This is a genomic window from Micromonospora sp. WMMD734 (assembly GCF_049178975.1).
GTDB classification, from domain to species: domain Bacteria; phylum Actinomycetota; class Actinomycetes; order Mycobacteriales; family Micromonosporaceae; genus Micromonospora; species Micromonospora wenchangensis.
On sequence record NZ_JBMHMK010000001.1, the window covers coordinates 6,063,509 to 6,088,676 of the forward strand.

A 25,168-nucleotide genomic window follows, 5' to 3' on the forward strand; every position below is an offset into this window, starting at 1 on the left:
GCCTCAGCGGGTGCACCATCAGGCGCACATTCGTTACCCGTCGGTAACAGATCTTCCGGCCCGGTCGGCGGCCCGACCGGCTTCCACGACCGGCACCAGCCTGAGGAGGAATCCGTGCAGAATCGGACCGACGAGCCGGGGCGTACCCGGTGGCGGCGCTTCGCCGCGATGATGGTGCCCGCGACGGCCGCCGTGGGCGCCATCCTGTTCGGCATGCAGAGCGGGGCCATCGCCTCCGACATCACCGTCTCCGGGCAGACCTTCAAGATCGGCGCCGAACGCCTGGAGGGCGACGGCTTCACCCAGTACGGCGGCATCGTCAAGGAGAAGAGCGGCAAGGTCCACCCGGTCGCCCTCTCCGAGATCAGCAGCGCGCAGCTCTACAAGCTCTGCCAGTCCGTCCGCGCCGACCTGCCCGGCCTGCCGGTGGTGCTGACCATCAACGCCGGTGACGACAAGCCGGCCACCGCCAAGAACATGATGATCGCGATGGACAGCCTGGGCGGCAACGCCACCTTCACCAACATCCGCATCGGCCGGGACGCCACCGACCTCAACGCGTCGGCGCAGGCCGGCTCGTTCGGCCAGGACGCCCAGCACGTCACCATCACCGACCTGCGGCAGGTGTCCCGCTACACCACGGCGGCCACGTTCAACCTGACCGGCCTGCGGCTCAAGGTGAACGTCGGCGACGCCGCCAAGGGCAAGGAGTGCTTCGCGGACGAGTGAGCCGCGCCCGACGACGCCGGGCCGGACCCCTCTCGTCACCCCCGCCGGACGGCAGGGGCCCGGCCCACCCGACCCCGAACCCATCCGCCCAGGAGGAGCACGTGACAAGCGCGCAACCGCCGTACGCCCCGGCCGGCCCCGGTCGCGGGTGGCGGAGCTTCCGCCGGTGGCGACGCAGCCGGCCGTTCTGGGGTGGCCTGCTCACCGTGCTCGCCGGGGTGGAGATGTTCGCCTCCACCAGGATGACCCTCAACGGGCTGAGCTTCTCCTCCGGCGCGACCGGGCTCTACTCGCTGCTCATCCCGATCATCCTGGTCACCTGTGGGCTGCTGCTCTGGTTCAGCCCCGGCCAGCGGCTGTTCTACTCGATCGTCGCGGCGGTCACCACGGTCTACTCCCTGATGGGCCTCAACCTCGGCGGGTTCTTCCTCGGTCTGCTGCTCGGCCTCGTCGGCAGTGCCCTCGGCTTCGCCTGGACCCCGGTCCGCCCCGCCCCACCGCCCGCCACCGACCCCGCCGCGCCGACCACCGCCGCACCCCACCCGGACGCCGACCCCGAGGCGGACGCCGCCCCCGGCGTCGACGGCGGGTTCGACGCCGACGGCCGGCTCGGCTTCTTCGGCGGCTCCGGAACTGACGCCACCACAGCACGCGATCCGGCACAGGACCCCGCAGGCGGGCGGGACCCGCGCCACCTCGGGGTCGCGCTGCTGGTCCTCGGCCTCGCCGCCGGTGCCCTGGTGGCCGCCGCCCCGGGGCCGGTACGGGCCGCCGCGCCGCAGTCGGCACCGACCACCTGCGCACGGCCGATCCCCACCGGGACCGCCGCCCCGCGTCCCACGGCGAGCCGGACCGCGACCCCGACGGCCACCCCCGGCGCGGCCAGCCCGTCCCCGTCCCCGTCCTCGTCCCCGTCCCCGGACGGCAACCTGCTCACCGACCTGCTGCACGGCATCGGTGACCTGTTCACCGGCGGTGGGAGGACCGATCCGACCGCCACCCCGTCGGCCGGCCGCACCCCGCCGCCTGGGGCCGGGACGACCCCGAAGGCCACCCCCACCACCCGACCGAAGCCCAGCGCGACCCGCCCCCCGACCCGCTGCACCCCCGGGAAACCCGGCGGCCCCGGCACCGTACGGCCGGGACGGCCGCTGCCGAGGATCGCCCCCGAGCCGGGGCAGCCGAGGGTGGCCCGGCAGCCGTCCAAGCTGACCGGCACCCGGGTCACCATGACCGGGCTGCGGTTCGAGGGCATCGTCGAGCTGCCCACCGCCGACGGCACGCTGACGGCGTTGAAGTTCAGCATGAGCCGGGCGGTCACCGCCGACTTCAGCCTGGTCGCGGACGGCCCGGCGGGCCGCCACCAGCGGTACGTCACCGACGAGCTGACGGTGCGGGGCGACGTCGCGTTCTACGCCACCCGGTTCGTCGGCAAGCTGCTCGGCATCACCATCACGCTGACCCCCGACCTGCCGTTCCCCGACGGCATCCCGGTCACCTCGCCGATCCCGATCACCTTCACCGACCCGGCGATCGACCTGGCGTTCGTCGACTCCGACACGCTGACCGCCCGACCGGCACTGGCGTTGAGCCTCTCCTGACCCTGCTCCCACCCCCACGGTGTGTCGGGGGCGGGCATCCGCCCGCCCCCGACACACCCGTAACGCCCGCCGACCGGCGGTGCGGTTCAGAGCCGGGCCAGGGCCCGGCGCAGCGGGTCGAGCCCGAGCGCACCCAGGTCGAGCGCCTGCCGGTGGAACTCCTTCAGGTCGAAGTCGGCACCCTTGCGGGCCATCGCCTCCTCCCGGGCCTGGAGCCAGATCCGCTCGCCCACCTTGTACGACGGCGCCTGCCCCGGCCAGCCCAGGTAGCGGTTCAGTTCGAAGCGCAGGTTCTCCTCCGGCACCCGGCAGTGCGCCCGCATGAACTCCCAGCCCAGCTCCGGCGTCCACCGCTCACCCGGGTGGAAGCCGAACGGGTTGTCCCGGGGGATCTCCAGCTCCAGGTGCATGCCGATGTCGACGATCACCCGGGCCGCCCGGAACGCCTGCCCGTCGAGCATGCCGAGCTTGTCGCCCGGGTCCTCCAGGTAGCCCAGCTCGTCCATCAGCCGTTCGGAGTAGAGCGCCCAGCCCTCGCCGTGGCCGGAGACCCAGCACAGCAGCCGCTGCCAGCGGTTGAGCAGCTCCGCCCGGACGGCGGTCTGCGCGACCTGGAGGTGGTGGCCGGGAACGCCCTCGTGGTAGACCGTGGTCACCTCGCGCCAGGTGGAGAAGTCGGTGACCCCCTGCGGCACCGCCCACCACATCCGCCCCGGCCGGGAGAAGTCCTCACTCGGCCCGGTGTAGTAGATCGCCCCGTCGCTGGTCGGGGCGAGACAGCACTCGATCCGCCGGACCTGCTCGGGGATGTCGAAGTGGGTGCCGTGCAGTTCGCTGATCGCCTTGTCGGCAAGCGCCTGCATCCAGTCCCGGAACGCCTCCTTGCCCTGGATGGTGCGGGCCGGGTCGGCGTCCAGCACGGCCACCGCCTCGTCGATGGTGGCACCCGGGCCGGCGATCCGGCCGGACACGATCCGCATCTCGGCCTCCAACCGGGCCAGTTCCGCGAACCCCCAGGCGTACGTCTCGTCGAGGTCGATCTTCGCGCCGAGGAAGTACTGCGAGGCCAGCTCGTACCGTTCCCGGCCGGCGGCCTGCTTGTCCCGCCCCAGCGGAACCAGCTCGGTACGCAGGAACTGGCCGAACTCGGCGGTCGCCGCGGTCGCCGCCGCCGCACCCCGGCGCAGCTCGGCACCGAGCGTGCCGTCGGCGTCCAGCCGCTGCACCAGCCCGTGGAAGAAGTTGTCGCCGTGCGGGTCCGTCCAGGTGTCGCACTGCTTGGCCACCTCGGTGAGCTGCACCTTGGAGCTGACCCGACCGGCGGCGGCGGCCTCACGCAGCGTGGTCTTGTAGCCCTCCAGGGTGGCGGCGAACCGGTTGAGCCGGGCGGCGACGGCGGCCCGGCCCTGTTCCCCCTCGGTGGGCATCAGGTCGAAGACCATCCGGATCTCGTGCAGGCCGCTGGCGATGACGTTCACCTCGCTGGTGATCTCGCCCGCGTCGTGCCGGGCCAGTTCCAGCCCCAGGCGCTCCTGCATCGCCTCCTTGGCCGTCCGCTCCGCCTCGGACTCCGGCTCGGTCACGTCCAGGTCGGCGAGGGCGCGCCGGGTCAGTTCGGCCCGTGCCTCGTAACCGGCGGGCGAGAGGTCGTCGAGCTGGTCGTCGTAGCCGGCGATGCCGACGTAGGTGGCGCCGGTCGGGCTCAGCTGCGCCCAGTCGGCCACGTACCGGTTCGCGAGGTCATCGATTCGTCCCACGCTGCGACCCTACGTGACCGTCGCGAACGGCGTGATCGGCACATCGGAGCCGTCGTTGCGGCATCCCCTGCGCTTCCGGTACCGCAACATCGCCCCAAAGGAGTGGATCATCCCGAGGCGCGGGTGTGGGTCCAGTCGAGGAGCCGGTCGGCCGGCCAGGTGTTGACCACCCGGTCGGCGGGCACGCCGCACAGGGCTGCCCGGACGCAGCCGAACCGCTGCCAGTCGAGCTGCCCGGGGGCGTGCGCGTCGGTGTCGATGGCGAACCGGCAGCCGGCCTCCAGGGCGCGGCGGATCAGCCGCTTCGGCGGGTCCTGCCGCTCCGGCCGGGAGTTGATCTCCACGGCCACGTCGTGCTCGGCGCAGGCAGCGAAGACCGCGTCCGCGTCGAAGTCGCTCTCGGCCCGGGTCCGCGCCCGGTGCCCCTTGTCACCCGGGCCGGTCACCCCGGCGGGCCGGGACGACACCATCCGCCCGGTGCAGTGGCCGAGGATGTCCAGGTGCGGGTTGGCGATCGCGGTGAGCATCCGGCGGGTCATCCGGGCCCGCTCGTCACGCAGCCCGCTGTGTACCGAGCCGACCACCACGTCGAGCCGGGCCAGCAACTCCTCGTCCTGGTCGAGGGTGCCGTCGGCGAGGATGTCCACCTCGATCCCGGTGAGGATGCGGAACCCCTCGGGCAGCGCCGCGTTGACCGCCGCCACGTGGTCGAGCTGCCGGCGCAGCCGGTCGGCGGTGAGGCCCCGGGCCACCGTCAGCCGGGGCGAGTGGTCGGTCAGCACCACGTACTCGTGGCCGAGTTCGACCGCGGCGAGCGCCATCTCCTCGATCGGAGACCCGCCGTCGGACCAGTCCGAGTGGGTGTGGCAGTCGCCGCGCAGCGCGGCCCGCAGCGCGCCGGCCGCCTCGTCGAGGTCGACGCCCTCGGTGGCGACCAGCCGGCGCAGGTAGACCGGTTCCTCGCCGGCCAACGACTCGGTGACGCAGCGGGCGGTGACGTCGCCGACCCCGGGCAGGTCGGTGAGCGTGCCGGCCCGCGCCCGCTCGGCCAGCTCCGCCGCCGGCAACGCGGCCAGGGCGGTCGCCGCCGAGCGGAACGCGCGTACCCGGTAGGTGGCCTCGTTGGCCCGCTCCAGCAGGAACGCGATCCGGCGCAGGTCGGCGACGGGGTCTCTGGCGCTCATGGATGGCAACCTACGCGCCCGCGCCGCCGGTCGGGGGACGACCGGCGGCGCGGGGTGTGGACAACGGGGAGGCGGATCAGGAGTACGGCAGCTTCACCACCGACTGGTTGCCGGTGCCGAGGGTGGACGGGTTGACGCCGATCGCCGACCAGACCTCCACCCTGACCGTGCCGCCGGACAGGTTGCCCAGCGTGCCGGTGGCCGAGTGCAGGCCGGCGTTCTGCGTGTAGTGCTCGTAGCCGGGCACCGGGTCGGTGGCGAAGTACCGGTAGGTCTCCACCCGGTCGAAGGTGCCGTCCCCGGTCAGGTCGTAGGAGACCCGGGCCTGCACCCCGTTGCCCACCGACTGGCCGGCGTCGAGGAACAGGTCGAACCCGGTCTGGCCCCCGGTGTAGGCGAGATTGAGCCGGGTCGCGGTGAACACCACCGGGTTGCTGGGGGTGCCGTCGTGGTTCGCGCCTCCGCTGCCGGGGACGGTGGTCGTCGTCGCGCTGCCGGCGGAACCGAGCCCGCCACCGGGCAGCAGGAACCGGGTGGGCGAGCCGGCCGGCGGGGTGGTCGGCGGCGGGGTCGGGCTGGTCGGGGTCGGCGACGGCCCGGTCGGGGTGGGCGTCGGGCTGGGCGACGTCGTCGGGGAGGTGGTCGGCGTCGGGCTCGGGTTGGTGCCGCCGGCCGCGTTGCCACCACTCCAGGTGTACGCCCCGGTCGTGGCGGTCTTCCCGGCGGCCACGGTGAGACTGGTGCCGTCGGAGAAGCGAACGGTCAGCGGCGCGGCGGTGATGTTGCTGGCCACGTAGGTGCGTGCGCCGTTGCGGCTGAACACGGCGGCCAGCGGGTGGCTGGCGGTGACCGTGGTGTCGACCTGGCCGAGCGCGGCGAGGTTGCGGACCCAGTGGAAGGTGTGCGCCCGGCTCTCGCCCTCCTCCGGGGTGTAGCCGGGGTTGGCGCGCAGCTTGGCCAGCGCCGCGTCCGGGTCACCGAGGGCGAGGAACTGCCAGAGGATGTCCTGCCACACGGTGGGTTCGCCGCCGTTGTTGCGGACCAGTTCGGCGTAGTTGGCCTTGTTGTACGCCGGCCGGTAGCCGAGGTAGAGGTGCCCACCGGTGACCGGGAGCATGTTGATGCCCTGGATCATCTCCGGCTCGGCGCTGAACCAGGTCGCGTACGCCCCACCGTCGCCCCAGACCATGCCGACGGTGGAGTGCCCGAACGCCGCCGGGTAGTTCTCGTCGTCGACGTCGAACCAGTATTCCTGGATCGCGGCGGCCTGGGTGGTGTAGATGAACACGCCCGCGTCCCGTACGGCGGTGTCGCCGGTGGCCTGACCCCACTGGATCAGCGCGTTGGCGAAGTTCATCCCCTCGGACGAGGACTCCTGGTTGTTGCCGGCGTTGAACGAGCCGTGCCCGGAGGCCCAGTCGTGCCCGGCGTAGATGTCGTAGTCCCGCAGGTAGGGGAAGCGGGTGTCGGAGCGCTGGTAGTTGTTGGCGTCCCGGATGAGCAGGTCGACCATGCCGCCGTACTGGCTCTGCGCGGCCCACGCCGGGTCGAACTTGGCGAGCGTCGCCGCCGCCGCGATGAAGTAGCCGTAGTGGAAGTGGTGGTCGTTGAGTTCCTGGTCGGACCCGTACGACGCGGGGTAGCCGATCAGGGTGCCCCAGTTGCGGTCGTAGTAGAAGATCTTCGCGGTCTTGCCCGGGGCGGCGGTGAACCAGTCGGTCAGGGTGCTGCGGATAGCGTTCAGCGCCGCGTTGCGGGTCTCGGTGTCGCCGACCTGGTCGGCGATCTCGGCGATCCGGGCGGCCCGGCCGAGGCCCTTGCCGGTCCAGTAGGTGTCGGTGCCGCGCTGGTCCATCGGGTTGCCCCGGACGGCGGCGAGCTGCTCCTTCAGTTGGGCCAGGTCGGTGCCGGAGCCGGTGGCCACGGCGGGCACCTCGGGCAGCACCCCGTGGAACTTCATCGCGGTGCGGAAGGAGGCCACCCCGGTCAGCACCTTCATCCGGCCGCGCGCCGACGGGTAGGTCTGGGTGAGCGGGGTGCTGCCGGTGAGCGCCTTCCACTGGTGCGGATAGAGGCTCACCACGGTCTGGGTGGTGGTGCCCTCCCGGGCCGTGGTGGTGAACGAGTACGTGGTGGTCACGGTGCTGGTCGCCGGGTCGTAGGTGTAGCCGACCCGGGTGCCGGTGACGTGCGCGTGTGCGTACCGGCCGTAGCTCGTGGCGAGTGCGGCGCGGGCGGTGGCGTCGGCGGTGGGCGGCAGCAGGGCGATCGAGAAGTAACCCTTGCCGGCCAGGCCGGAGGTGATCCGTCCGTTGGTGACGGACCAGGTCGCGCCGGTCGGGGCGTACCCGACGTAGTCGTGGCCCCGGACGGTGAAGCCGATGGTGCTCCCGCTGTTGGACCAGACGGTGGCGGTGCCGCCGGTCGGGTTGATCTGGGCGTCGCCGCCGCTGGCCTGGAAGTAGGCGAACGGCAGCCCGTGGCCGATGGTGGCGCGTAGGGTCCGTGACCCGTCACTCCAGTACGGGGTGACCGTCCAGTCCGTCCAGTCGTCGACCTTGACCACCGGTGCGCCGAGCGCGGCCACGCCGACCCGGATGTCCTCGGTGTAGGTGTACTTGAACTCGCCCACCCCGGTCGCGGTGCCGCTGACGGTGGCGGCCGACGGTGCCGAGAAGCCGAGCCCGTCGCTGAACGGCTGGTAGGACACCGGGTGGGCGTGCAGCGGTTCGCTGTAGGAGCAGTTCGTCTTCTTCCACAGCAGCGACGACCACCAGTCGTTGGTGGGCACCGGCCCGGCGGGGGCGTTGGCGGTGGCGTACTGGCGGGGGTTGGTGGACAGGGCGCCGCAGCCGGCGGGGAGCGGGCCGACCGGGTCGGTGGTGTAGCTGCCGGCGCCGACGGTGGCCGCCTCGGCGGGGGTGCCGGCGGTGGTGAGGGTGAGACCGCCAACGAGGACGGTCAGGGCGGTGGTGGCGGCCAGCACCCAGGGGGTGCGGCGGCGGGGGACGGGAGGTGTCATCGTGCCTCCTCCGCGCGCGGGGCGGGTCGGCCGGCAGCGCGAGGTTCGTCGGAATTCGGGGGCTTGGTCGGTCGAGAGAGCGCTCTCTCTAGCGGGACGTTAACCGACGGGTAACACCCACGTCAATGCGTACGGTCGAGGTGCGCCGCCGCCGACCCCCGGTCAGCCTGCGCCGGAGGAGCCGCGCGGCGCGCGCGGGCAGCCGTGCTCACGCTCCCAGGCGGTCACCGCCGACACCGGCGACCGGTTGCCCTTCTTCCGCCAGGAGTCCAGGTACTTCGCCGGCCACACCACACCCCGGCGGATCCACCAGTCGTCGTGCCCGGTGCACTTCGGCGACAACCCGAAGTGCAGGTGACAGACGTTGTTCGCGTTCCCCGTCCGGCCCACCTCGCCGAGCTGCTGCCCGGAACGCACCCGGACCCCGGCCTCGATCCCCGGGGCGACCGCACTCAGGTGCGACCCGTAGTACCGCACCCCGTCGTCGCCCAGCAACGACACCGACAGACCACCGTTGTACGGCCCCAACGGCCCGTTCTTGCGGAAGCGGTCCACCCGGCTCACCTCCAGCACCGTCCCGTCGGTCACCGCCACCACCGGCTCACCGCAGTCGGCGAAGATGTCGGTGCCCGGGTAACCCGAGTGCGTCGGGTGGTAGGCGACGTTGCCCGCCCGTACCGGGAAGACCCGGCGCAGGGCCGCCGCATCCGGTGTGGCCGACGGCGTCCCGCTCGGAGCCGGGGTGCCCGACGGGCTGCCCGCCGGGGCCGTCGGGGTCGCCGGCTGGTCGCCCGTCGCCACCGTCGACGGGCCGTCCCAGACCGGGCCCGCGACCGGCTCGTCCGTCCCGCAGCCGGCCAGCACCGCCACCACGAGCAGCAGGACGGGGTACGCCGGACGGGTACGCCGTAGGTCGGGCCGCAACAGGGACATTCGGACATCCTGACAGACGGCTACCGTGGAGGTCGCACCGACAGCGGCACCCGGCCGACGACGGCTCCCGCGACGACCCGTCGACCCGTCACCGGCCGGCGGCGGCGTGCCGGGTTCCGTCCGGCCGGAGGGGGAACAGTGACCATGACCGACCACCAGCCCGGACGCGTCCCGTACGCCGCCTCGGGGCTCTTCCCCGCCGGTCCGCCCCGCCGGCCGACCTGGCGGGAACCACACCCCGTCACCGGCGCGGCGGTGGCCGCGGGTGGCACCCTCGCCGCCGCCTGGCTGGTGCTCTTCGGCCTGCTCGGCCGCGACGTCGCAAGTTACGCCTGGTGGACGGTGATCGCCGGAGCGCTCGCCTGGCTCGCCGCGTTCGCCCTGGTCCGCTTCGGCGACCGGGGGGTCGGCACAGGTGTGGCCATCGTCACCGCCGGTGGCTGGAGCATCGCGTTCGCGGTGGTCGTGGTGCGGTGGGCGGTCAGCGCGGACTGGCCGATGTGGTGACCCTGTGTCATCGCGCGGCTTCGTTTGCCGCACCATCTTGACGTACCCGCTGTGACTGAGGACGCTCTTCGGTATGGCCTGGAACACCCCGCGGCTCGACTCCGAGCGGAGCCGCCGCCGCCTCCAGATTCTCGCCGAGCTGGCGGGCGCCCGCTCCGTACGCCAGCGGGAACGGCCGCAGCGGGAACGCACCGAACGGCTGCGCCAGCTCATCGCGACCCGTCGCCGCGTCGCCGGCTGACGAACTTTCCCCGGATTGCCGGCCCTTCGGGGCGTTGAGCGGTCGGCTGCCGACCCGACCGGTTAACGTGCACGCGTAACGAGTCGGCTGTGCCGAGGTCTTTGGGGGAACCATGTCGTACTTCGCTGCCGCCGTGGTGCGCGACGGGGGCGGCTGGAACGCCGCCGAGGTGAACCTGCGCGGGGCCACCGACATCGACGAGGTCGCCGACCGGCTGCGCGACGTCGAACCCGACGCCGACGTGTCGTTGCTCTTCGTCGAGGCCGACGACGCCTACCTGGTGGTGCTGCGCCTCGACGAGGGGGAGGACCTGCGGGTCTTCGGCTCCGACTCGGGCTACGCCGAGGAGTCCCGGCTCGGTGCGCTGCTCGTCGGCGACCTCAAGACGTCGGTCACCGGCCTCGACGACGTCGACGAACCGCCGTCGGCCACCGCCGGTGGCGGCGACGAGGACAGCGAACAGCCGGCCGTCGACCCGGAAGCCGACCCGGTGGGCGATGCCGACATCCTCGCCGACCTGGGCATCTCCGCCCAACGCCTGCTCAAGCTCTGCGCCCACGAGGGCATGCTCCCCGCCGACGTGACCGCCGAGGTGTGCCAGGTGCTCGGCTGCGCCGACGAGGTCGAGGAGCTGCGTGAGGTCTGACCCTCCCCACCCCGACGACGCCACCGCAGGGTCGGCCGGGGCCGGAGGTGGCCCGGCGTGGCCGGGTGCGGCCGGGCCGGTCGGCGCGACCGATCCCGCCCCGGATGCCGTACGGCCGGGGCAGCCGACGCCCGGCGCGGGCGGACGGGCCGGTCCCGGGGCGACCGAGCGGCCGGCCGGGCCGGAATCCGTCGGCCGCCGGCAGCGGCACGAACGGTGGATGCGCCGAGCGCTGGAGATCGCCGTCACCGGCCCCGACCTGCCCGCCGACACCTCCGCCGGACCCGGGCAACCCGACGGGCCGGGTGGAGCGGGCGGGCCCGGTGGGATGGTCGAGGGTGCCGGGGTGCTGGGGGACGTGCCGGTGGGGGCGGTGGTCTACGGCCCGGACGGCACCGAACTGGCCGTCGGCCGCAACGAACGGGAGCTGACCGGGGACCCGACCGCACACGCCGAGGTGCTGGCGCTGCGCCGGGCCGCCGCGCGGTTGGGCCGGTGGCGGCTCGACGACTGCACGCTGGTGGTCACCCTGGAACCGTGCACGATGTGCGCGGGCGCGCTGGTGCTGTCCCGGATCTCGACGGTCGTCTTCGGTGCCTGGGAACCCAAGACCGGCGCCGCCGGCTCACTGTGGGACGTCCTGCGCGACCGCCGGCTCAACCACCGCCCCGAGGTCTACCCAGGCGTCCTGGAGGCCGAGAACGCGGCGGTCCTGCGCGCCTTCTTCCGCTGACCCGGGCCGGGCCGACGGGCCGGGTCGGGGGCGACGGGGTCGATGTTGCGGTGACCCGGGGCGTGGAGACCGCAACATCGGCCCCCTTGCGAGCCGTCGGGGCGGCGGTCAGGAGGCGGCGACGGTGTCCAGGGCGATCTCGACCATCTGGCCGAAGGTCTGCTCACGCTCCTGCGCGGTGGTCTTCGCGCCGGTCTTGATGTGGTCGCTGACCGTCAGCAGGGTCAGCGCGCGGGCCCTGAACCGGGCGGCGATCGTGTAGAGCGCGGCCGACTCCATCTCCACCGCCAGTACGCCGTAGTCGGCCAGCGTGTCGTACAGGTCCGGCCGGTCGGTGTAGAAGGCGTCGGCGGCGAGGATCGGCCCGACGTGCATGGTGATGCCGCGCCGCTCGGCCACCTCGACCGAGGTACGCAGCAGCCCGAAGTCGGCCACCGGGGCGTAGTCGATCAACCCGTCGAAGCGCATCCGGTTCATGTTCGAGTCGGTCGACGACCCGATCGCCGCGATCACGTCCCGCAACTGGAGGTCCTCGGTGAGCGCGCCGCAGGAACCGACCCGGATCAGGGTCTTCACGCCGTACTCGTTGATCAGCTCGTGGGCGTAGATGGACGCGGACGGCATGCCCATCCCGGAGCCCTGGACAGAGACGTCCACGCCGTTCCACCGCCCGGTGAAACCCAGCATCCCCCGCACCGTCGAGTAGCAGGTGGCGTCCTCGAGGTAGGTCTCCGCGATCCACTTGGCCCGCAGCGGGTCGCCCGGCATCAGGACCCGCTCGGCGATCTCGCCCGGCTTCGCGCCGATGTGCGTACTCATGGCGAAGATCCTGCCAGGCCGGCCGGAGCGATACCGGTGCGGCATCCGAACCGGTGTTCCTGTACCCTCGTCGGCGGTGGCGTGTCCGAGTGGCCTAAGGAGCACGCCTCGAAAGCGTGTGAGGGTTTACGCCCTCCGCGGGTTCAAATCCCGCCGCCACCGCTCGTGAACAGCGAGAACGCCCGGTCGATCCGTGAGGATCGACCGGGCGTTCCGCGTTTGCCGGGCCGGCCCCTGGTCGGAGCCGGCCCGCGACGGGGTCAGGAGGTGCCGGCGTTCCGGTGACCCAGCCGGTAGGTGGCGGTGTTGCCGTCGGCATCCAGCAGCACGGTGACCGGGCCGGGAGGCAGCGCGCAGGTGACGGTGCCCTGGACGGCACGGTCCGTCCCGCACGGCGACCGTCCCGCCCCGTCGAAGACGGTCAGCCGGGCCCGGCCGGTGCCGGCGGTGCGCGCCCAGGTGAGGGTCTGCCGGGCGGCGTGCTGGTCGGCCGGGACGGTGAAGCAGGCCGCGAGGCGGTCCGGGCCGGTGGTCACGGTGGTGTCCGTGGTGTCCCGGGGCAGCGTCGGGCAGGCCGGCGCGTCGGTCCTGGCGAAGCCCACCGTGTACGCCAGCTGCGTCACCCAGGTCTGCCCGGTGAGCAGCGCCGAGTGCGGTGCCGGGCCGTCCAGTTCGCAGCCGTGCCAGGTGTACCACCAGAGGCTGCACTCCGACTCGCCGTCCGCGTCCACGATGTCGACGTTCAGCTCGGCGTCGACAGGCAGCAGCGTGGCGATCGACGCCCCGGACGGGGTGGGCAGGACCAGGCAGTCGATCTGGCCGGAGGTGTCGATCCGGCCCCGGTGCGGCGCGTCGGCCCAGCCGGCGTCGGAGACGGGTGTGCACCCGGTCGGCCGCAGCGGCAGCAGGGACACCGCGAACTCGGTGGTGCTGGTGGCGTCCACGCTGGCCAGCAGGGTGTGCCGGCCGGCGGGCAGCGGGCAGCGGACCTGGGCGCAGACCGTCCGGCCGGCGGTGTCGAGGACCCGGGCGAACGTGGTCACGTTGTCGCCGTGCAGGGCGGTCACCCGGTAGACCCCGGCGGCCGGGACGTCCAGGATCCGGCACGCGACCGGGGCCGGGGCACCGGTGGGCGCGGCACCGTAGCTGCCGGGCCGGACCGTGGGGCAGCCCACCGGGTCGGAGATCCGCCGGATACCCAACGGGTACGTCTCGACGCTGTTCCCGCTCCACTCCCGGTACGAGATCACCCGGTAGTCGCCGTCGGCCGGGAGCACGCAGCCGACCTGGTCGGAAGGTTCAGTGCAGATCCGTTCGCCACCGCTGTCCATTGTCCAGCGTGCGCCGGACACGATGACCCGTTCACCGGCCCGGCCGGTGAACGGCTGGCAGTTGGTCTGTACCCGGGCGACCTGGCTCACCTGGAGGGCCGGTTGGTCCCAGGGGGTGTAGCCGGTGGCCGGTGCGCACCCGTCGGCCCGGTCGAGCGGGTTCAGTGCCACCTCGTACCGGTGGGTCCGGTCGGCGTAGCGGGGGCTGCTGACCAGCAGGGTGTACCGGCCGGCGGCCGGCACGGCACAGACCGGGATGCCCTCCCGGGCGCAGACCTCAGCGCCCGTCGCGTCCAGCACCTGCCAGTCGAAGCTGGTGGCGTCGAGGCTGACGGCGCGGACGAGCAGCGGCCGGGCCGCGTCGGTGCTGAAGATGTGACAGGTCGTCTCGCCGGCCGGGGTCGCACCGCTGTTCACGGCGCTGCCCGGGTCGCCGTACGGGGCGAGCGGCAGGCTCTGGCAGCCTGCCGGGTCGGACAGTCGCCGCGCCTTGACCAGGTGGGTGCCCTCCTTGCCGTACTGTTCCCAGCTCAGCAGCCGGTAGGGGCCCGGCCGGTCGAGCCGGCAGTCACCGCCGCCGTAGCTCAACTCGCAGAGCGTTCCGTGCTGCCCGTCGAGGATCAGCCCACGGATGTCGCGCGGGCCGCCCGGGTCGGCGAACCGCAGCAGCGCGCCGCGCGGCTGGTCGAACAGGTGACACCGGGCCGCCGCCCCGGCCGGCAGTGTCACCGTGCTCCCCGGTGACCCGAAGTCGAACAGATCCGCCGGCAACTGCCCGCAGCTCGACGGGGTGTGCGTCGACTCGGCCGCGATCGTGTAGTTCCCCCGCCCGGTCGAGTACGGCAACCGCAGGGTGATCCGGTAGGTCCCGGCGGCACCGACCCGACAGCGGTTCGCGTCCACGCCGAGCCGGCACAACTCGCGACCTGCGGCATCGGCGACCCGGCCGCCGACGGAGTCCGGCCCGGAGCCCCGCCCGAGCTGGATCAGCAGCAGGTCGTCGGCGGCGGTGGTGGTGACGGTCCAGACGTCCTGCGCCTGGTCGACGATCGCGGTGCAGGTGAAGACCCTGCCGAGGGCCAGAACGCCGCCGCAGCGGGAGCGGGGTGGCTTGGGCTGCCGGACGATGGTGGTGGACCGGGTACGTGGCTGTCCGGTGCTCAGCCCGGCGGCCTGCGTACCGGGGGCCGGGGTCGTCGCCAGTTGTGGTGCGGTCCGCTCGGCTGCGGGAACCGGCACGTCCCGGTCCGGTGTGTTCCGGCCGGATCCGGTGGCCGGCGTCTTCCGGGCGGTGGCGGCCGGCGACCCCGGGTCCCATGTGGCGGGTGCCGGCGGGTGGGTCGCCGCGCTGTCTGACGTACCGACCGCCGCAGCCGGGGTCGGTGCCCCGTCACCTGCGGCGATCGGGCCGACGGCCAGGGCCGGGACGAGCAGGGCGGCCAGCGCGAGGCGTGGCAGTGACTTCCCGGCCCGGATCACCGGGCGGGACAGGACGGTACGTGACATCGATCCCCCGTGTGCTGCCGACGCCGACCGCGTGGCCAGGAGATGTTCTCATCGGGGCCGGTCGCGGACAATCCACGTCGCGGTTGCAGTTCAGCAGGGGCTGTGACCCTCGTCGAAGAGGCGGCGGGCCCAGTCGGCGTACCCGGCGATGATCTCCCGGACGGCCGTGCCGTCGTGCAGGAAGAGGTAGCCCCGGTCGCCGTCGCGGGCCAGCAGCCCGTCGAACCGGTACGTCCGTGGTGGCGCGTGCAGCCGGACGGATGACGGGTAGCGGCTCAGCACCTCGGCGACGGGGGTGCCGACCGTGATCCCCTCCGGGGTGCTCATCGGGTCGTCGAGCCAGAGCAGCACCAGCCGGTCGTCGACGAAGATCGGGCTGGCCGTGCCGTGCCCGGCCAGCGTCATGCCGCAGGCGTCGGCGTCGGCGCGCAGCACCCCGCGTCGGGCCAGCTCGGTCTCGCTGGCACCGAACTCGGCCCCGGCGAGGCCGTGCAGTCCGACCACCTGGCTGGCCCCGATCGGCCGCGCCGGGACCTCGGGCCCCGACGGATGGGTGCCGCTGCCCGACGCCGAGGCAGCCACCAGTAACGCCGCAAGAACGGCAAATTGTCGCAATTTCATGGAATCCCCCAGTCCCCAACGGGACCGGAGCGTTCAGGTTGCTGGTCAGCCGGGAATTGCTGCTCTTCCCATTCCTCGGCCAGCTCGTCCCAGTAGTCGGCAGTCAGCCCGCGCCGGCCGTGTGCCAGCCAGCCGGCGGTGTGCCGTTCCAGGTGCAGGCCCAGCTCGGCGAACGGGTCCAGCCACCGGCCGGGCTCCACGCCGAGCCGGGCCAGTGCCGCGTTGATCGGCCACTCCCCGCGCGGCAGCGTGAAGGCCGAGTCGAAGCGGGGGCCCCAGCTCAACCGGCCGCCTAACCACACCGCCGACGCCTGGTGGCCGAGCCCGCCGGCGAACTCCGCCTCCAGGTACGCCACCGGCCCCCGCCGCGACCAGCGGTCCAGCAGCCCACCCAGCGCCGGCGAGATCACCAGCTCGAACGGCTGCTCGGGGGTCGGTTCCTCGGGGTGGTAGTCCGGCAGCGCGCCGGTCAGCTCCTCGACCAACTGCGGCGTCACCGGCAGCAGCGCGAAATCCTGTCGCAGCGCCGCCAGCACCGCGTGATCCAGGTCGGCGGTCTGCTCCCGCAGCAGCTCGACGTCCGCGACGACCGCGCTGAGCTCGTAACTCATCCGATCCCCCCGCCATCCACACCCTGTGGATAGCACATGTGTACGACGGTGTCCGGGCCGCCGCGAGTGCCCGCACCGTACCGGGGTTCGCGGTGGGAGGCATGCCGGTGTTGCTGTGCCCTGCCGACGGGCCGGGCGGCTACTCGTCGTCTTCCGCAGGCGGGCGGGGTGGGCGGTGGTGGCGTGCCCACTCGTCCACCTCGTCCGCGTCCCAGACCGTGGTGCCGATCAGGCGGGCGAGTGGTTCGGGGAAGCCGGGTCGGCGGGTGATCTGTAGGACCCGTTGCCGCGACACGTTGAACAGGGCAGCCAGTTCGCCCGGTCCGTACAAGCGCGGTCGCTTCACCGTTCGACCGTAAGGGACACGCACCGCTCAGACCCCTCTGGCGTCCCGCGCATATGTTCTCAGTCGTGTTCGGCGGCGACCTTCCGCAGCAGACTGGCGAGCAGTTCCGGGTGGGAGAGCATCGGATGGTGCCCGGTGGCCAGCTCCACCGTCCGCCCCGCCCGTGCCGCCTGGGCGCGCTGCACCTCCGGCGGGGTGGCGCGGTCCCCGGCACAGACCACCCCCGTCGACGGGGTCGACCGCCAGCCGGCGTACCGGACCGGGGTGGTGAGCACGGCGGCGTCCTGCCGGACCAGCCGGGCCAGCGCACCGTCCACCGCCGCCGGGTCACAGTCGTGCATGAACAGCGGCGGAACCAGCTCGGGCCGGGCTGCGAACGTGCCGTCGGGGAAGAACTCCAGGTGGGGCGCGGGTCCGGCGGGGCCGAGATCGGCCAGCGACTCACCCACGTCGGGCAGGAACGAGCTGACGTATACGAGATGCCGGACGTCCCCGGCGTCGGCCGCCGCACTGGCGACCACCCCGCCGTAGGAATGGGCGACGAGGATCGTCGGCCCGCCGTCGCGCAGGACCCGACGGGTCTCCTCCACGTCGTCGTCCAGCCCTGCCGGCCGACGGGCGTCCGGCAGCTCACCGCAGCTCGGTAGCCGTACCGCGACGCTCGCCGTCCCGCCGGCCGCGAGCAGCGCGCCGACCCGGGACCACCACCACGCCCCGTCGCGTACGCACGCCCCGTGCACGAAGACGATCCGCATCGCTGCCTCCCCACCGGGCGGCACCGGGGTGCTGTTGCGGAAAACCTTAGGTCCGGCGCGGGGGCCGGAGTGCCCGTTCTGCCATGGGCATAGCGCGGGCGACCAGGGTCGAGACGGACCGAAGTTGCGCGGTTGCTTGTTGCCACAGGCTGCGTTGGGCCTCAGTCTCTATTAGGGGATGGATAAGGCTGCGGGGTGCGAAGAGATTCGACCAAGGGAGACGACGGCTTCTTCGATCCCTCGCAGTGTTTGGACAACCTCATCGGCAGATTCGTTGAATGCTCTCTTTGCCCGATCTTCGTCTTCGCTGATCCAGGCTAAGAGCTTGTGTAGTAATATGCGTTTCGCTTCTCTGCGTTGCTGCTTGTCTGCTGTCGACAGGGCTTGCTCGGCCTCAGCCTTGAATGGCTCCGGATAGTAGCGCTCGAAATCGGATTGTTTGAGGTTGATGAATCGATCGCCGCGCCATGTCGGAAACTTTGCTCTAAGGTCCCGAATTGCTCGTACGCCAGACTCGTCTCCGTCCGCGATAACCCATGCGCGACCACGGTACATAGGTTCCAGGTGTGCAAATAGAAACATTTCAAAAAAATCTTGCACGATTGGCTGGAGGCGGGATGTGCCAGTTGCGGCCAAGGTTCTTAAGCGGACTAGTCGAGGCGCGAACCACGGAATGAGGAACTCGCGCGCCAAACGCTCGGCGCTCGACTCCTCAAATATTAGCCATCCCTCACCGAGTTCGAGGTCGGCTAGCTCGTATCCGAGGTCCTGCATTATCGAAATCCTGCCTGATGGAGAGTCGATGACCTCGAAGGAAGTGGTTGGTGGAGTCCTGCCGTCGCTTGTCGTGTGAACAACGGCAGAGTCAGACGCCGAGCCGAGCCTAGATAGAACGACGCTGCTGTGGGTTGTGATAATGAATTGATTATCGTTCGAGGCCTTGAGTATAATGTCCAGCAATGCCTTCAGTGCTTGCGGATGCAAGTCGTTTTCCGGCTCTTCAATCAGGAATAGCTTTTTTCGGCTCGTGCTTAGACTGAGAAGCAAGTTGAGCGCGCTTGTAATTCCTGCCCCCATGGCACTTAGCGGTATGTCGGTGAACCTGTCGATCTGGATGCCCACGCTTTGCTGGCCATGCTCAGTGGTAAAGACATTAAGCCTGACACCGAGAACGTCATTGCACGCTTGGCGAAAAGTTAGCGCTTCAGGAATATCCGAAGTAGCAAGTGCCATGACTCGGGAGACCAGATTTGAGTCGGTCGGGACCACGGTTATTGCCGCTTCCCGCCTGACCTGCTCTTCGTAGTGCTGTTGGCGGCGGGTGGCAAGGACCGGGTAGATCGCATTGAGCGGCTCAGTGTTCGGTGCGCGATTTACTGTGAATTTTGCGTTATTTCTGTAAATCATTCCATGGACAATTTCGCCGCCTTTCAATGTCAGTACATCGCCGACCGGAGCCCGGCTAGTTCCGCGAGTCTTGGACCCCTGCTCAATGAACGTGTGCCAAGAACCTAATTCTAGTTCAACGTCGAATGAATGTGATCCGATTCGTACGTCGCGGGTGCTCGTCGGTGCACCATCCTGTGCGAGATAGATGGCACGTACTAAAGCTGATTTTCCTGCGTTATTGCGACCAACGATTAACGTGATCGGGCCAAGTGGAATGCGTCCAGAATCAGCTATTGATCGGAAGTTCCGGACGGATACTGATGTGAATATCATAACCCAACCCCTTTTGGTCGCTCGAACGAAGGTCTCCGTTCCGGGTTTCTATCCAACCCTCACTGGCGATCTTTCGCTAGTGCCGACGCTGCACTGCGTCTTCCGTCTCGATGCTTCTACGGAGGTCAAGGGGTCAGGGCGGCTAAGCCCGCGCCGAGGGCGGTGTAGACGTCCCAGACGATCCAGAACGGCGGCGCTGAGCTCGGCCCGCTTCCCGGAGCGCTTCCGGGGAGCGGCGACCGGCCTCCGAATCTGGTTGTTCGGGTGATGTGTGCCTTGACCGCGCACTGGCAGGCGACCGTCGGGGCGAACCGGACCGATACGGGGTCTTCGGGACGCTCGCGGAGGTGGCCCTGGCTGCGGCGATGGCGTCGATTGGGTCGGACTTGCCCTTGATCCGCCGGTCAGGACGGTTCATTTCCACAACGGTGATGTTCTTGCCGGTCAGGTGGCGGCCGGCCCAGCATCGTAGCTACCGGTTCCCTTCAATGCCTACCGCGACGCAGCGGCTGAAGGAGCGCGTCCAGGGGCGCAGATTCGAGCAGCCACTGCTGGTCACGGGAACTCTGCGCCAGCCAGAAGCCCGCACAAATGCTGTCGATGACCGCACCGCAGCGGGTATCGACACCACAACCACTGGTCCCTTTTTTGCTGCCACGCTGGTGAGATCCACCCTTCGTGGTCGGCCAGCTCTGGCGCGATGAGGGCTGGGTGTTCGCCTCGCCAACCGGTCAGGCGATCCATCAGGCGACGGACTACGACGAGTGGAAACGGCTGCTCAAGCTCGCCGGAGTGCGGGACGGCCGGCTACACGACGCCCGGCACACCGCCGCCACCGCGCTCCTGGTGCTCGGCGTCTCCGGCCGCGCCGTGATGGGCATCATGGGCTGGTCGAACTCGGCCATGGCCGTCCGCTACCAGCACATGACCGACCAGGTACGCCGGGACATCGCGCAGCAGCTCGGCGGACTGCTCTGGGGCGACCCGCCGGCCGGGCCGGGGGAGAGGGTCACCAAGCCGCCGCCCGACCAGCCGGAACAGGGCAACCGAGACGACAACTGAGACGAGAGCGACGGTCGAGACGATTCAGGGCCGGTCCCCGTGGGGGCCGGCCCTGTCGTTTTTCCTGCTCAGGCGAGCGGAGGATACGAGATTCGAACTCGTGAGGGTTTTATCCCAACACGCTTTCCAAGCGTGCGCCCTAGGCCTCTAGGCGAATCCTCCGCGAGCCAGGATACAGGTCCCCGACGGCCGGGCCACCCCACCACCCCCCGAAGATCCACCGGCTGTCGGGTAGGGTGGGGCCTACCTCCCGTGCGGCGGTATCTCGTGAACCTCCCCAGGGCCGGAAGGCAGCAAGGATAAGCGAGCTCTGCCGGGTGCACGGGAGGCCTTTTTGTCTCCGGCCACCGGTACCGTACCTGCGGGCCGGGTCCCGGGGTGGTGGGTGGTCACCCGCGCCCGACCGGCGCAGAATGGCTCGGTCGAGAGGAGGCGGGGCGAGTGACGCTGGCGCTCTACCGCAAGTACCGGCCGCGCACCTTCGCCGAGGTCATCGGCCAGGAGCACGTCACCGAGCCGTTGTCGCAGGCGCTGCGCAGCGGGCGGCTCAACCACGCCTACCTGTTCTCCGGCCCCCGGGGCTGCGGCAAGACCTCCAGCGCCCGGATCCTGGCCCGTTCGCTCAACTGTGAGCAGGGCCCCACCCCGGAGCCGTGCGGGCAGTGCGACTCCTGCCGGTCGCTGGCCGTCGACGGCTCCGGCTCGATCGACGTCATCGAGATCGACGCGGCCAGCCACGGTGGCGTCGACGATGCCCGTGAGCTGCGCGAGAAGGCGTTCTTCGCGCCGGCCCAGAGCCGCTTCAAGATCTATGTCATCGACGAGGCGCACATGGTCTCGTCGGCCGGCTTCAACGCGCTGCTCAAGCTGGTCGAGGAGCCCCCGGAGTACGTCAAGTTCATCTTCGCCACGACCGAGCCGGAGAAGGTCCTCGGCACGATCAGGTCACGGACGCACCACTACCCGTTCCGGCTGATCCCGCCGAAGGTGCTCCGGCCGTACCTGGAGCAGCTCACCCAGGCCGAGGGGGTGACCGTCGATCCGGCGGTCTTCCCGCTGGTGGTGCGCGCCGGTGGCGGCAGCGCCCGGGACAGCCTCTCCGTGCTCGACCAGCTCATCGCGGGTGCCGGCCCGGAGGGGGTCAGCTATCCCCGGGCCGCCGCGCTGCTCGGCGTCACCGATGCCGCGTTGATCGACGAGATGTGCGACGCGCTGGCCGCCGGGGACGGCGCGGCGGCGTACGCGACCGTCGACCGGGTGGCCGAGGCCGGGCACGACCCGCGCCGGTTCGCCTCCGACCTGCTGGAACGGCTGCGCGACCTGATCGTGCTCCAGCAGGTGCCGGACGCCGCCGACAAGGGCCTGATCGACGGCCCGGCCGACCAGATCGAGCGGATGGCCGCCCAGGCCCAGCGGCTCGGCCCGGCGACGCTGTCCCGCTGCGCCGACATCGTGCACAACGGTCTGGTCGACATGCGCGGCACCACCGCTCCCCGGCTGCTGCTGGAGCTGATCTGCGCCCGGATGCTGCTGCCCGGCGTCGACGACTCCTCAGGTGGCCTGCTGCAACGCCTGGAACGGATGGAGCGCCGGCTCACCCTGGGTGCCGTCGACCTGCCGCCGGCCGCCGCCGGCTCCGCGCCTGCCCCCAACCCGACCGAGGTACGCCCCCAGCCCGCCCCGGCCGTCGCCGACACCCCGGCGGAGCCCGCAGGCCCCACCGGGGCGGCTGCCGCGCGGGCCGCCGTGGCCGGAGCCCGATCCGCACCATCCTCGGCGGCACCCGCCGCGCCGACGTCGGGTGGCCCACCGGTCGTCGACGCCGCTCCCGTACGCCGTCCGGTGCCGCCGTCGGCGGTGCTGCCCGATCCGGCGACGCCCGAGCCGCCCCGTCCGGGCGGCGACCCGGTGGGCGCGCTCGACGCGGTGGCCGTCCGGCGGGCGTGGCCGGAGGTGGTCGGCAAGGTCAACCGGACGAACAAGCGGATCGCCGCCCTGATGCGGGACGCCGTGGTCCGGGACCTCGACGGTGACACGCTGGTGGTGACCGTGAAGTCGGTGGTGCTGGCCAAGATGATGGCCGACCACGCCCGGGTGCTCACCGACGCGCTCTACGAGGAGCTGGGCGGTCGCTGGCAGATCCGCTGCGAGGTGGCCGGCGAGCGGGGTGGGGCGACCCTGGGTGGTCCGTCGCGTCCGGCCCGCCCGGCCACGCCTGTCGCCGACTCCCCGCCCGGCCCGCCCGATGGTGCTGCCACCCCCCACCCGTCCCGCCCGTCAGCCAGCCCGGATGCCGGTCCCGGCCCGTCCAGCGTGGCCCGTCCGGCCGGCGGGCCGGCGGCCCGGTCCGATGCTGCCCCGACCGGCGCGCACCCCGGGCTCGGCGTGAACGGCGTGGCGGGCGGGGCCGGCCCCGGTGGCCCGCACGGGGTGCCGGGTGTTGCCGGTGCCGGTCGCGTGAACGGTGCCGGTGCGGTGGACGGTTCCGGCGCGGGCGGGGCGACCGCCGTCGCGGTGCGGGGCGACGACCCGCAGGCGCAGGGCGGCGGGACCAACGCGGCCGACGACGACTGGCCCGAGCCGGCCCGTCCCGGTGGCGAGGACGGATGGCCGGAGGCTGCCCGCCCCGGCGGGGTCGGCGGCGCGGGCGACGCCGGCGACTGGCCCGAGGCGGCCCGTCCGGGCGGCGCGGTGGCCACGGCGACGACGCCCGACGGTACGGCGGGCCGATCTGCGGGCGCGCAGGCCGGACCGGGCACGGCCGGGGGGTCGGGAGCACGGCCGGTGGCACCGGCGGCCGGGGCGGCGACCGCGCGTGCCGGCGGGGCGGCGACTGCCGTACCCAGGCCGGCGGGACCGGCGACGGCCCCGGCGCAGACCGGTGCGACCGCCCCCGGTGCAGCCCCGGTGAGCAGCGCGATCGCGGCGGCGCGGGCGGCCGCGGCGGCGGCAGCGGCCGGCACCGCCAAGGTGCCCCGGACCGCCCAGCCGGCACGCCGGACGGCGGACGCCGACTGGGCCGGTGAGCCACCGTACGACCCGGACTACGACGGGCCGGGGCGTGCCGGTGGACGTTCGCAGCCGACGACCGCCCCGGCCTACGAGGGCTTCGATCCGGGTGACGAACCGCTGGACGAGGTGATCGACGAGCGGACCGCCCGGCAGTCCAGCGAGGAGCAGGCGGTGCAGTTGCTCCGGGAGGCGTTCGGGGCCGAGAAGATCGACGAGGTGGACGCGCGCTGACCCGCCGTCGCCCGGACCGGAGACCACCGGTCGTGCCCGACTAGGCTGGGCGCGGCCGAGCAGACGAGTGCGAGAAGGAGCCATCCGTGCGCCCAGGTGGACAGCCGAACATGCAGCAGATGCTGAAGCAGGCGCAGAAGATGCAGCAGCAGATCGCCAAGGCGCAGGCCGAACTGGCCGAGGCCGAGCTGACCGGCACCGCCGGCGGCGGCCTGGTCACCGCTACCGTGTCCGGCTCCGGCGAGGTCAAGAGCATCAGGATCGACCCGAAGGCGGTCGACCCGGAGGACGTCGAGACCCTGGAGGACCTGGTCGTCGCGGCCCTGCACAACGCCGCCGAGGCGGCCAAGGAGCTGACCGACCGGAAGATGGGCCCGGTGGCCGGCGGCATGGGCGGCCTCGGCCTGCCCGGATTCTGACCCGCAGATGTACGAGGGTGCCATCCAGGACCTGATCGACGAGTTGGGGCGGCTGCCGGGCGTCGGCCCGAAGAGCGCCCAGCGGATCGCCTTCCACGTCCTGTCGGCGGACCCGGCCGACGTCACCCGGCTCGCCGGTGCGCTGCGCAAGGTCAAGGACCTGGTCCGGTTCTGCACCACCTGCTTCAACGTCGCCGAGTCGGAGCAGTGCCGGATCTGCCGCGACCCGCGCCGCACCGACGAGGTGATCTGCGTGGTCGAGGAACCGAAGGACGTGGTGGCGATCGAGCGGACCGGTGAGTTCCGGGGCCGCTACCACGTGCTCGGCGGGGCGATCAATCCGTTGGAGGGGATCGGCCCGGACAACCTGCGCATCCGCGAGTTGATGAGCCGGCTCAGCGCGGGGACGATCCGCGAGTTGATCCTGGCCACCGACCCGAACACCGAGGGCGAGGCGACCGCGACGTACCTGGCGTTGATGGTCAAGCCGATGGGCATCGCGGTCACCCGCCTGGCCAGCGGCCTACCGGTCGGCGGCGACCTGGAGTACGCCGACGAGATCACCCTGGGTCGGGCCTTCGAGGGCCGCCGCGCGGTCTGACTTCCCGCCACGTACGCCGATGGCCGGCACCCCGGGCGGGGTGCCGGCCATCGTGTCGTACGCAGGGTCAGCTGTTCCAGTGCTCGGCGACGAGGTCGGCGGCCTGCTGTTCCCACTGGGCGTAGTGGTCGGGGTAGGCGGAGACCTGGACGGTCTGGGCGGCCTTGGTCAGGGGCATGTCCTGCCAGCCGTCGACCTGCTTGAGGCCCTTGAGGAAGGCCAGGGTGGCGTATTCGGGGTCGGTGATCTGCTCCACGGTGCCCCAACCACTCGACGGGCGCTGCTGGAACAGGCCCTGCGAGTCGTGGTCGTTGCGGTCGCCGAGGTGGCCGAGGTTCTCCAGCTTCGACTCCTGCAGGGCGGTGGCGATCGACACCACCGCGGCCCGCTCGTCCATGCCGGCCTTCTTCGTCGCCGCGATGATCGCCTTGGCGTTGCCGGTCTGCTCGTCGTTGAGGTCGATGCGGGACTGGTCGCCCTGCACACCGTGCGGGATCAGCGTGTCGACGGCCGGCTTGTCGGCCTGGACGGCGGCGACGGGGCGGGTGTCGATGGTGGGGGTGTCGTGGTTGAGCGGGCCGGCGGCCAGGCCACCGGCGACGGCGAGACCGGCGATACCGAGAACACTCTTGCGCAGGATGGTGGTGTTCATGGGGGAAGCTCCTTCGGGGGTAGACGCCCCGTCCGGCCGGTGGAGGGCCGGGTGTGCCCGTGGGGGACGGGCGGTGTTGGGGCGTGGGCACCACGTCGGGGGCCGCTCGTGCGGGGGAAGGGAGGTT

General features: G+C 71.8%; 21 protein-coding genes, 2 tRNA genes, 1 other RNA gene and 2 pseudogenes. 12 read left to right on the forward strand and 14 right to left on the reverse strand.

The window, feature by feature from the left end; all coding sequences use genetic code 11:
- The first annotated feature begins 114 nt into the window (after positions 1-114).
- Both ACN267_RS26265 and ACN267_RS26270 read left to right on the forward strand, forming a co-directional pair.
- Positions 115-729 carry a DUF6230 family protein gene (locus ACN267_RS26265; protein WP_421489885.1) on the forward strand — a complete coding sequence of 205 codons (615 nt, stop codon included), beginning with the start codon at positions 115-117 and terminating at the stop codon, positions 727-729.
- A gap of 101 nt (positions 730-830) precedes the next feature.
- Complete coding sequence (locus ACN267_RS26270; RefSeq protein WP_421489886.1) at positions 831-2,330, forward strand: DUF6114 domain-containing protein; 1,500 nt, start codon at positions 831-833, stop codon at positions 2,328-2,330.
- An 86-nt stretch (positions 2,331-2,416) separates the two neighbouring features.
- Here ACN267_RS26270 and ACN267_RS26275 read toward each other — a convergent pair whose 3' ends face one another.
- From ACN267_RS26275 to ACN267_RS26290, 4 genes are all read right to left on the reverse strand, one after another.
- Positions 2,417-4,087 carry a DUF885 domain-containing protein gene (locus tag ACN267_RS26275; RefSeq protein ID WP_204957368.1) on the reverse strand — a complete coding sequence of 557 codons (1,671 nt, stop codon included), beginning with the start codon at positions 4,085-4,087 and terminating at the stop codon, positions 2,417-2,419.
- Between the two features lie 107 nt (positions 4,088-4,194).
- On the reverse strand, positions 4,195-5,271 hold the full coding sequence (locus tag ACN267_RS26280; RefSeq protein ID WP_281902170.1) for a PHP domain-containing protein: 1,077 nt from the start codon (positions 5,269-5,271) through the stop codon (positions 4,195-4,197).
- 76 nt (positions 5,272-5,347) lie between these two features.
- Complete coding sequence (locus ACN267_RS26285; RefSeq protein WP_421489887.1) at positions 5,348-8,293, reverse strand: glycosyl hydrolase; 2,946 nt, start codon at positions 8,291-8,293, stop codon at positions 5,348-5,350.
- Between the two features lie 162 nt (positions 8,294-8,455).
- Positions 8,456-9,226: a M23 family metallopeptidase gene (locus ACN267_RS26290; RefSeq protein ID WP_421489888.1), complete on the reverse strand. Its 771-nt coding sequence runs from the start codon at positions 9,224-9,226 to the stop codon at positions 8,456-8,458.
- Between the two features lie 144 nt (positions 9,227-9,370).
- Here ACN267_RS26290 and ACN267_RS26295 point away from each other — a divergent pair, with 144 nt between their 5' ends.
- From ACN267_RS26295 to ACN267_RS26310, 4 genes are all read left to right on the forward strand, one after another.
- Positions 9,371-9,733, forward strand: coding sequence for a hypothetical protein (locus tag ACN267_RS26295; RefSeq protein WP_281902177.1), 363 nt, complete (start codon positions 9,371-9,373; stop codon positions 9,731-9,733).
- Positions 9,734-9,806: 73 nt separating this feature from the next.
- Positions 9,807-9,974: a hypothetical protein gene (locus ACN267_RS26300; protein ID WP_204926980.1), complete on the forward strand. Its 168-nt coding sequence runs from the start codon at positions 9,807-9,809 to the stop codon at positions 9,972-9,974.
- 112 nt (positions 9,975-10,086) lie between these two features.
- Complete coding sequence (locus ACN267_RS26305; protein WP_204957373.1) at positions 10,087-10,620, forward strand: tRNA adenosine deaminase-associated protein; 534 nt, start codon at positions 10,087-10,089, stop codon at positions 10,618-10,620.
- Between the two features lie 220 nt (positions 10,621-10,840).
- On the forward strand, positions 10,841-11,353 hold the full coding sequence (locus tag ACN267_RS26310; RefSeq protein ID WP_204958137.1) for a nucleoside deaminase: 513 nt from the start codon (positions 10,841-10,843) through the stop codon (positions 11,351-11,353).
- Between the two features lie 108 nt (positions 11,354-11,461).
- Here ACN267_RS26310 and deoD read toward each other — a convergent pair whose 3' ends face one another.
- A complete protein-coding gene (gene deoD, locus ACN267_RS26315; RefSeq protein ID WP_421489889.1) occupies positions 11,462-12,172 on the reverse strand; it encodes a purine-nucleoside phosphorylase in 711 nt (236 codons plus the stop codon).
- 75 nt (positions 12,173-12,247) lie between these two features.
- On the opposite strand from deoD, the gene ACN267_RS26320 reads away from it, so the two are divergent.
- Positions 12,248-12,334 (forward strand) — tRNA-Ser (locus tag ACN267_RS26320).
- Between the two features lie 98 nt (positions 12,335-12,432).
- Here ACN267_RS26320 and ACN267_RS26325 read toward each other — a convergent pair.
- From ACN267_RS26325 to ACN267_RS26355, 7 genes and pseudogenes are all read right to left on the reverse strand, one after another.
- Positions 12,433-15,009 carry a hypothetical protein gene (locus tag ACN267_RS26325; RefSeq protein WP_421489890.1) on the reverse strand — a complete coding sequence of 859 codons (2,577 nt, stop codon included), beginning with the start codon at positions 15,007-15,009 and terminating at the stop codon, positions 12,433-12,435.
- A gap of 90 nt (positions 15,010-15,099) precedes the next feature.
- On the reverse strand, positions 15,100-15,594 hold the full coding sequence (locus ACN267_RS26330; RefSeq protein WP_372445959.1) for a hypothetical protein: 495 nt from the start codon (positions 15,592-15,594) through the stop codon (positions 15,100-15,102).
- Between the two features lie 32 nt (positions 15,595-15,626).
- A complete protein-coding gene (locus ACN267_RS26335; RefSeq protein WP_421489891.1) occupies positions 15,627-16,241 on the reverse strand; it encodes a hypothetical protein in 615 nt (204 codons plus the stop codon).
- A 139-nt stretch (positions 16,242-16,380) separates the two neighbouring features.
- Complete coding sequence (locus ACN267_RS26340; protein ID WP_088646531.1) at positions 16,381-16,587, reverse strand: helix-turn-helix transcriptional regulator; 207 nt, start codon at positions 16,585-16,587, stop codon at positions 16,381-16,383.
- 59 nt (positions 16,588-16,646) lie between these two features.
- Entirely contained in the window at positions 16,647-17,342 is a 696-nt protein-coding gene (locus tag ACN267_RS26345; RefSeq protein WP_421489892.1) for an alpha/beta hydrolase, read from the reverse strand.
- Positions 17,343-17,513: 171 nt separating this feature from the next.
- Entirely contained in the window at positions 17,514-18,749 is a 1,236-nt protein-coding gene (locus ACN267_RS26350; RefSeq protein ID WP_421490504.1) for an ATP-dependent nuclease, read from the reverse strand.
- A 114-nt stretch (positions 18,750-18,863) separates the two neighbouring features.
- Positions 18,864-19,064, reverse strand: a pseudogene (locus ACN267_RS26355) (AAA family ATPase); the annotation flags it as partial.
- Between the two features lie 687 nt (positions 19,065-19,751).
- Between ACN267_RS26355 and ACN267_RS26360 the strand changes: the two are divergent.
- Positions 19,752-20,126, forward strand: a pseudogene (locus ACN267_RS26360) (tyrosine-type recombinase/integrase); the annotation flags it as partial.
- A gap of 77 nt (positions 20,127-20,203) precedes the next feature.
- On the opposite strand, the gene ACN267_RS26365 reads toward ACN267_RS26360, so the two are convergent.
- Positions 20,204-20,288: transfer RNA gene (locus tag ACN267_RS26365), tRNA-Ser, on the reverse strand.
- 82 nt (positions 20,289-20,370) lie between these two features.
- Here ACN267_RS26365 and ffs point away from each other — a divergent pair.
- From ffs to recR, 4 genes are all read left to right on the forward strand, one after another.
- An RNA gene (ffs, locus tag ACN267_RS26370) (signal recognition particle sRNA small type) lies at positions 20,371-20,460 on the forward strand.
- 107 nt (positions 20,461-20,567) lie between these two features.
- Complete coding sequence (locus ACN267_RS26375) at positions 20,568-23,369, forward strand: DNA polymerase III subunit gamma and tau (RefSeq protein WP_421489893.1); 2,802 nt, start codon at positions 20,568-20,570, stop codon at positions 23,367-23,369.
- Between the two features lie 110 nt (positions 23,370-23,479).
- Positions 23,480-23,788, forward strand: coding sequence for a YbaB/EbfC family nucleoid-associated protein (locus ACN267_RS26380; RefSeq protein ID WP_239484943.1), 309 nt, complete (start codon positions 23,480-23,482; stop codon positions 23,786-23,788).
- A 7-nt stretch (positions 23,789-23,795) separates the two neighbouring features.
- On the forward strand, positions 23,796-24,389 hold the full coding sequence (gene recR / locus ACN267_RS26385; RefSeq protein ID WP_088647762.1) for a recombination mediator RecR: 594 nt from the start codon (positions 23,796-23,798) through the stop codon (positions 24,387-24,389).
- Between the two features lie 67 nt (positions 24,390-24,456).
- On the opposite strand, the gene ACN267_RS26390 is transcribed toward recR, so the two are convergent.
- Complete coding sequence (locus ACN267_RS26390) at positions 24,457-25,041, reverse strand: hypothetical protein (RefSeq protein ID WP_421489894.1); 585 nt, start codon at positions 25,039-25,041, stop codon at positions 24,457-24,459.
- Positions 25,042-25,168: the final 127 nt, after the last annotated feature.

Bases quoted from the DNA above. Each gene is read 5' to 3' on its own strand.
- ACN267_RS26280 (WP_281902170.1), bottom strand. From the start codon at position 5,271: ATGAGCGCCAGAGACCCCGTCGCCGACCTGCGCCGGATCGCGTTCCTG.
- ACN267_RS26285 (WP_421489887.1), bottom strand. From the start codon at position 8,293: ATGACACCTCCCGTCCCCCGCCGCCGCACCCCCTGGGTGCTGGCCGCC.
- ACN267_RS26290 (WP_421489888.1), bottom strand. From the start codon at position 9,226: ATGTCCCTGTTGCGGCCCGACCTACGGCGTACCCGTCCGGCGTACCCC.
- ACN267_RS26295 (WP_281902177.1), top strand. From the start codon at position 9,371: ATGACCGACCACCAGCCCGGACGCGTCCCGTACGCCGCCTCGGGGCTC.
- ACN267_RS26300 (WP_204926980.1), top strand. From the start codon at position 9,807: ATGGCCTGGAACACCCCGCGGCTCGACTCCGAGCGGAGCCGCCGCCGC.
- ACN267_RS26305 (WP_204957373.1), top strand. From the start codon at position 10,087: ATGTCGTACTTCGCTGCCGCCGTGGTGCGCGACGGGGGCGGCTGGAAC.
- ACN267_RS26310 (WP_204958137.1), top strand. From the start codon at position 10,841: ATGCGCCGAGCGCTGGAGATCGCCGTCACCGGCCCCGACCTGCCCGCC.
- deoD (WP_421489889.1), bottom strand. From the start codon at position 12,172: ATGAGTACGCACATCGGCGCGAAGCCGGGCGAGATCGCCGAGCGGGTC.
- ACN267_RS26325 (WP_421489890.1), bottom strand. From the start codon at position 15,009: ATGTCACGTACCGTCCTGTCCCGCCCGGTGATCCGGGCCGGGAAGTCA.
- ACN267_RS26335 (WP_421489891.1), bottom strand. From the start codon at position 16,241: ATGAGTTACGAGCTCAGCGCGGTCGTCGCGGACGTCGAGCTGCTGCGG.
- ACN267_RS26345 (WP_421489892.1), bottom strand. From the start codon at position 17,342: ATGCGGATCGTCTTCGTGCACGGGGCGTGCGTACGCGACGGGGCGTGG.
- ACN267_RS26350 (WP_421490504.1), bottom strand. From the start codon at position 18,749: ATGATTTACAGAAATAACGCAAAATTCACAGTAAATCGCGCACCGAAC.
- ACN267_RS26380 (WP_239484943.1), top strand. From the start codon at position 23,480: ATGCAGCAGATGCTGAAGCAGGCGCAGAAGATGCAGCAGCAGATCGCC.
- recR (WP_088647762.1), top strand. From the start codon at position 23,796: ATGTACGAGGGTGCCATCCAGGACCTGATCGACGAGTTGGGGCGGCTG.
- ACN267_RS26390 (WP_421489894.1), bottom strand. From the start codon at position 25,041: ATGAACACCACCATCCTGCGCAAGAGTGTTCTCGGTATCGCCGGTCTC.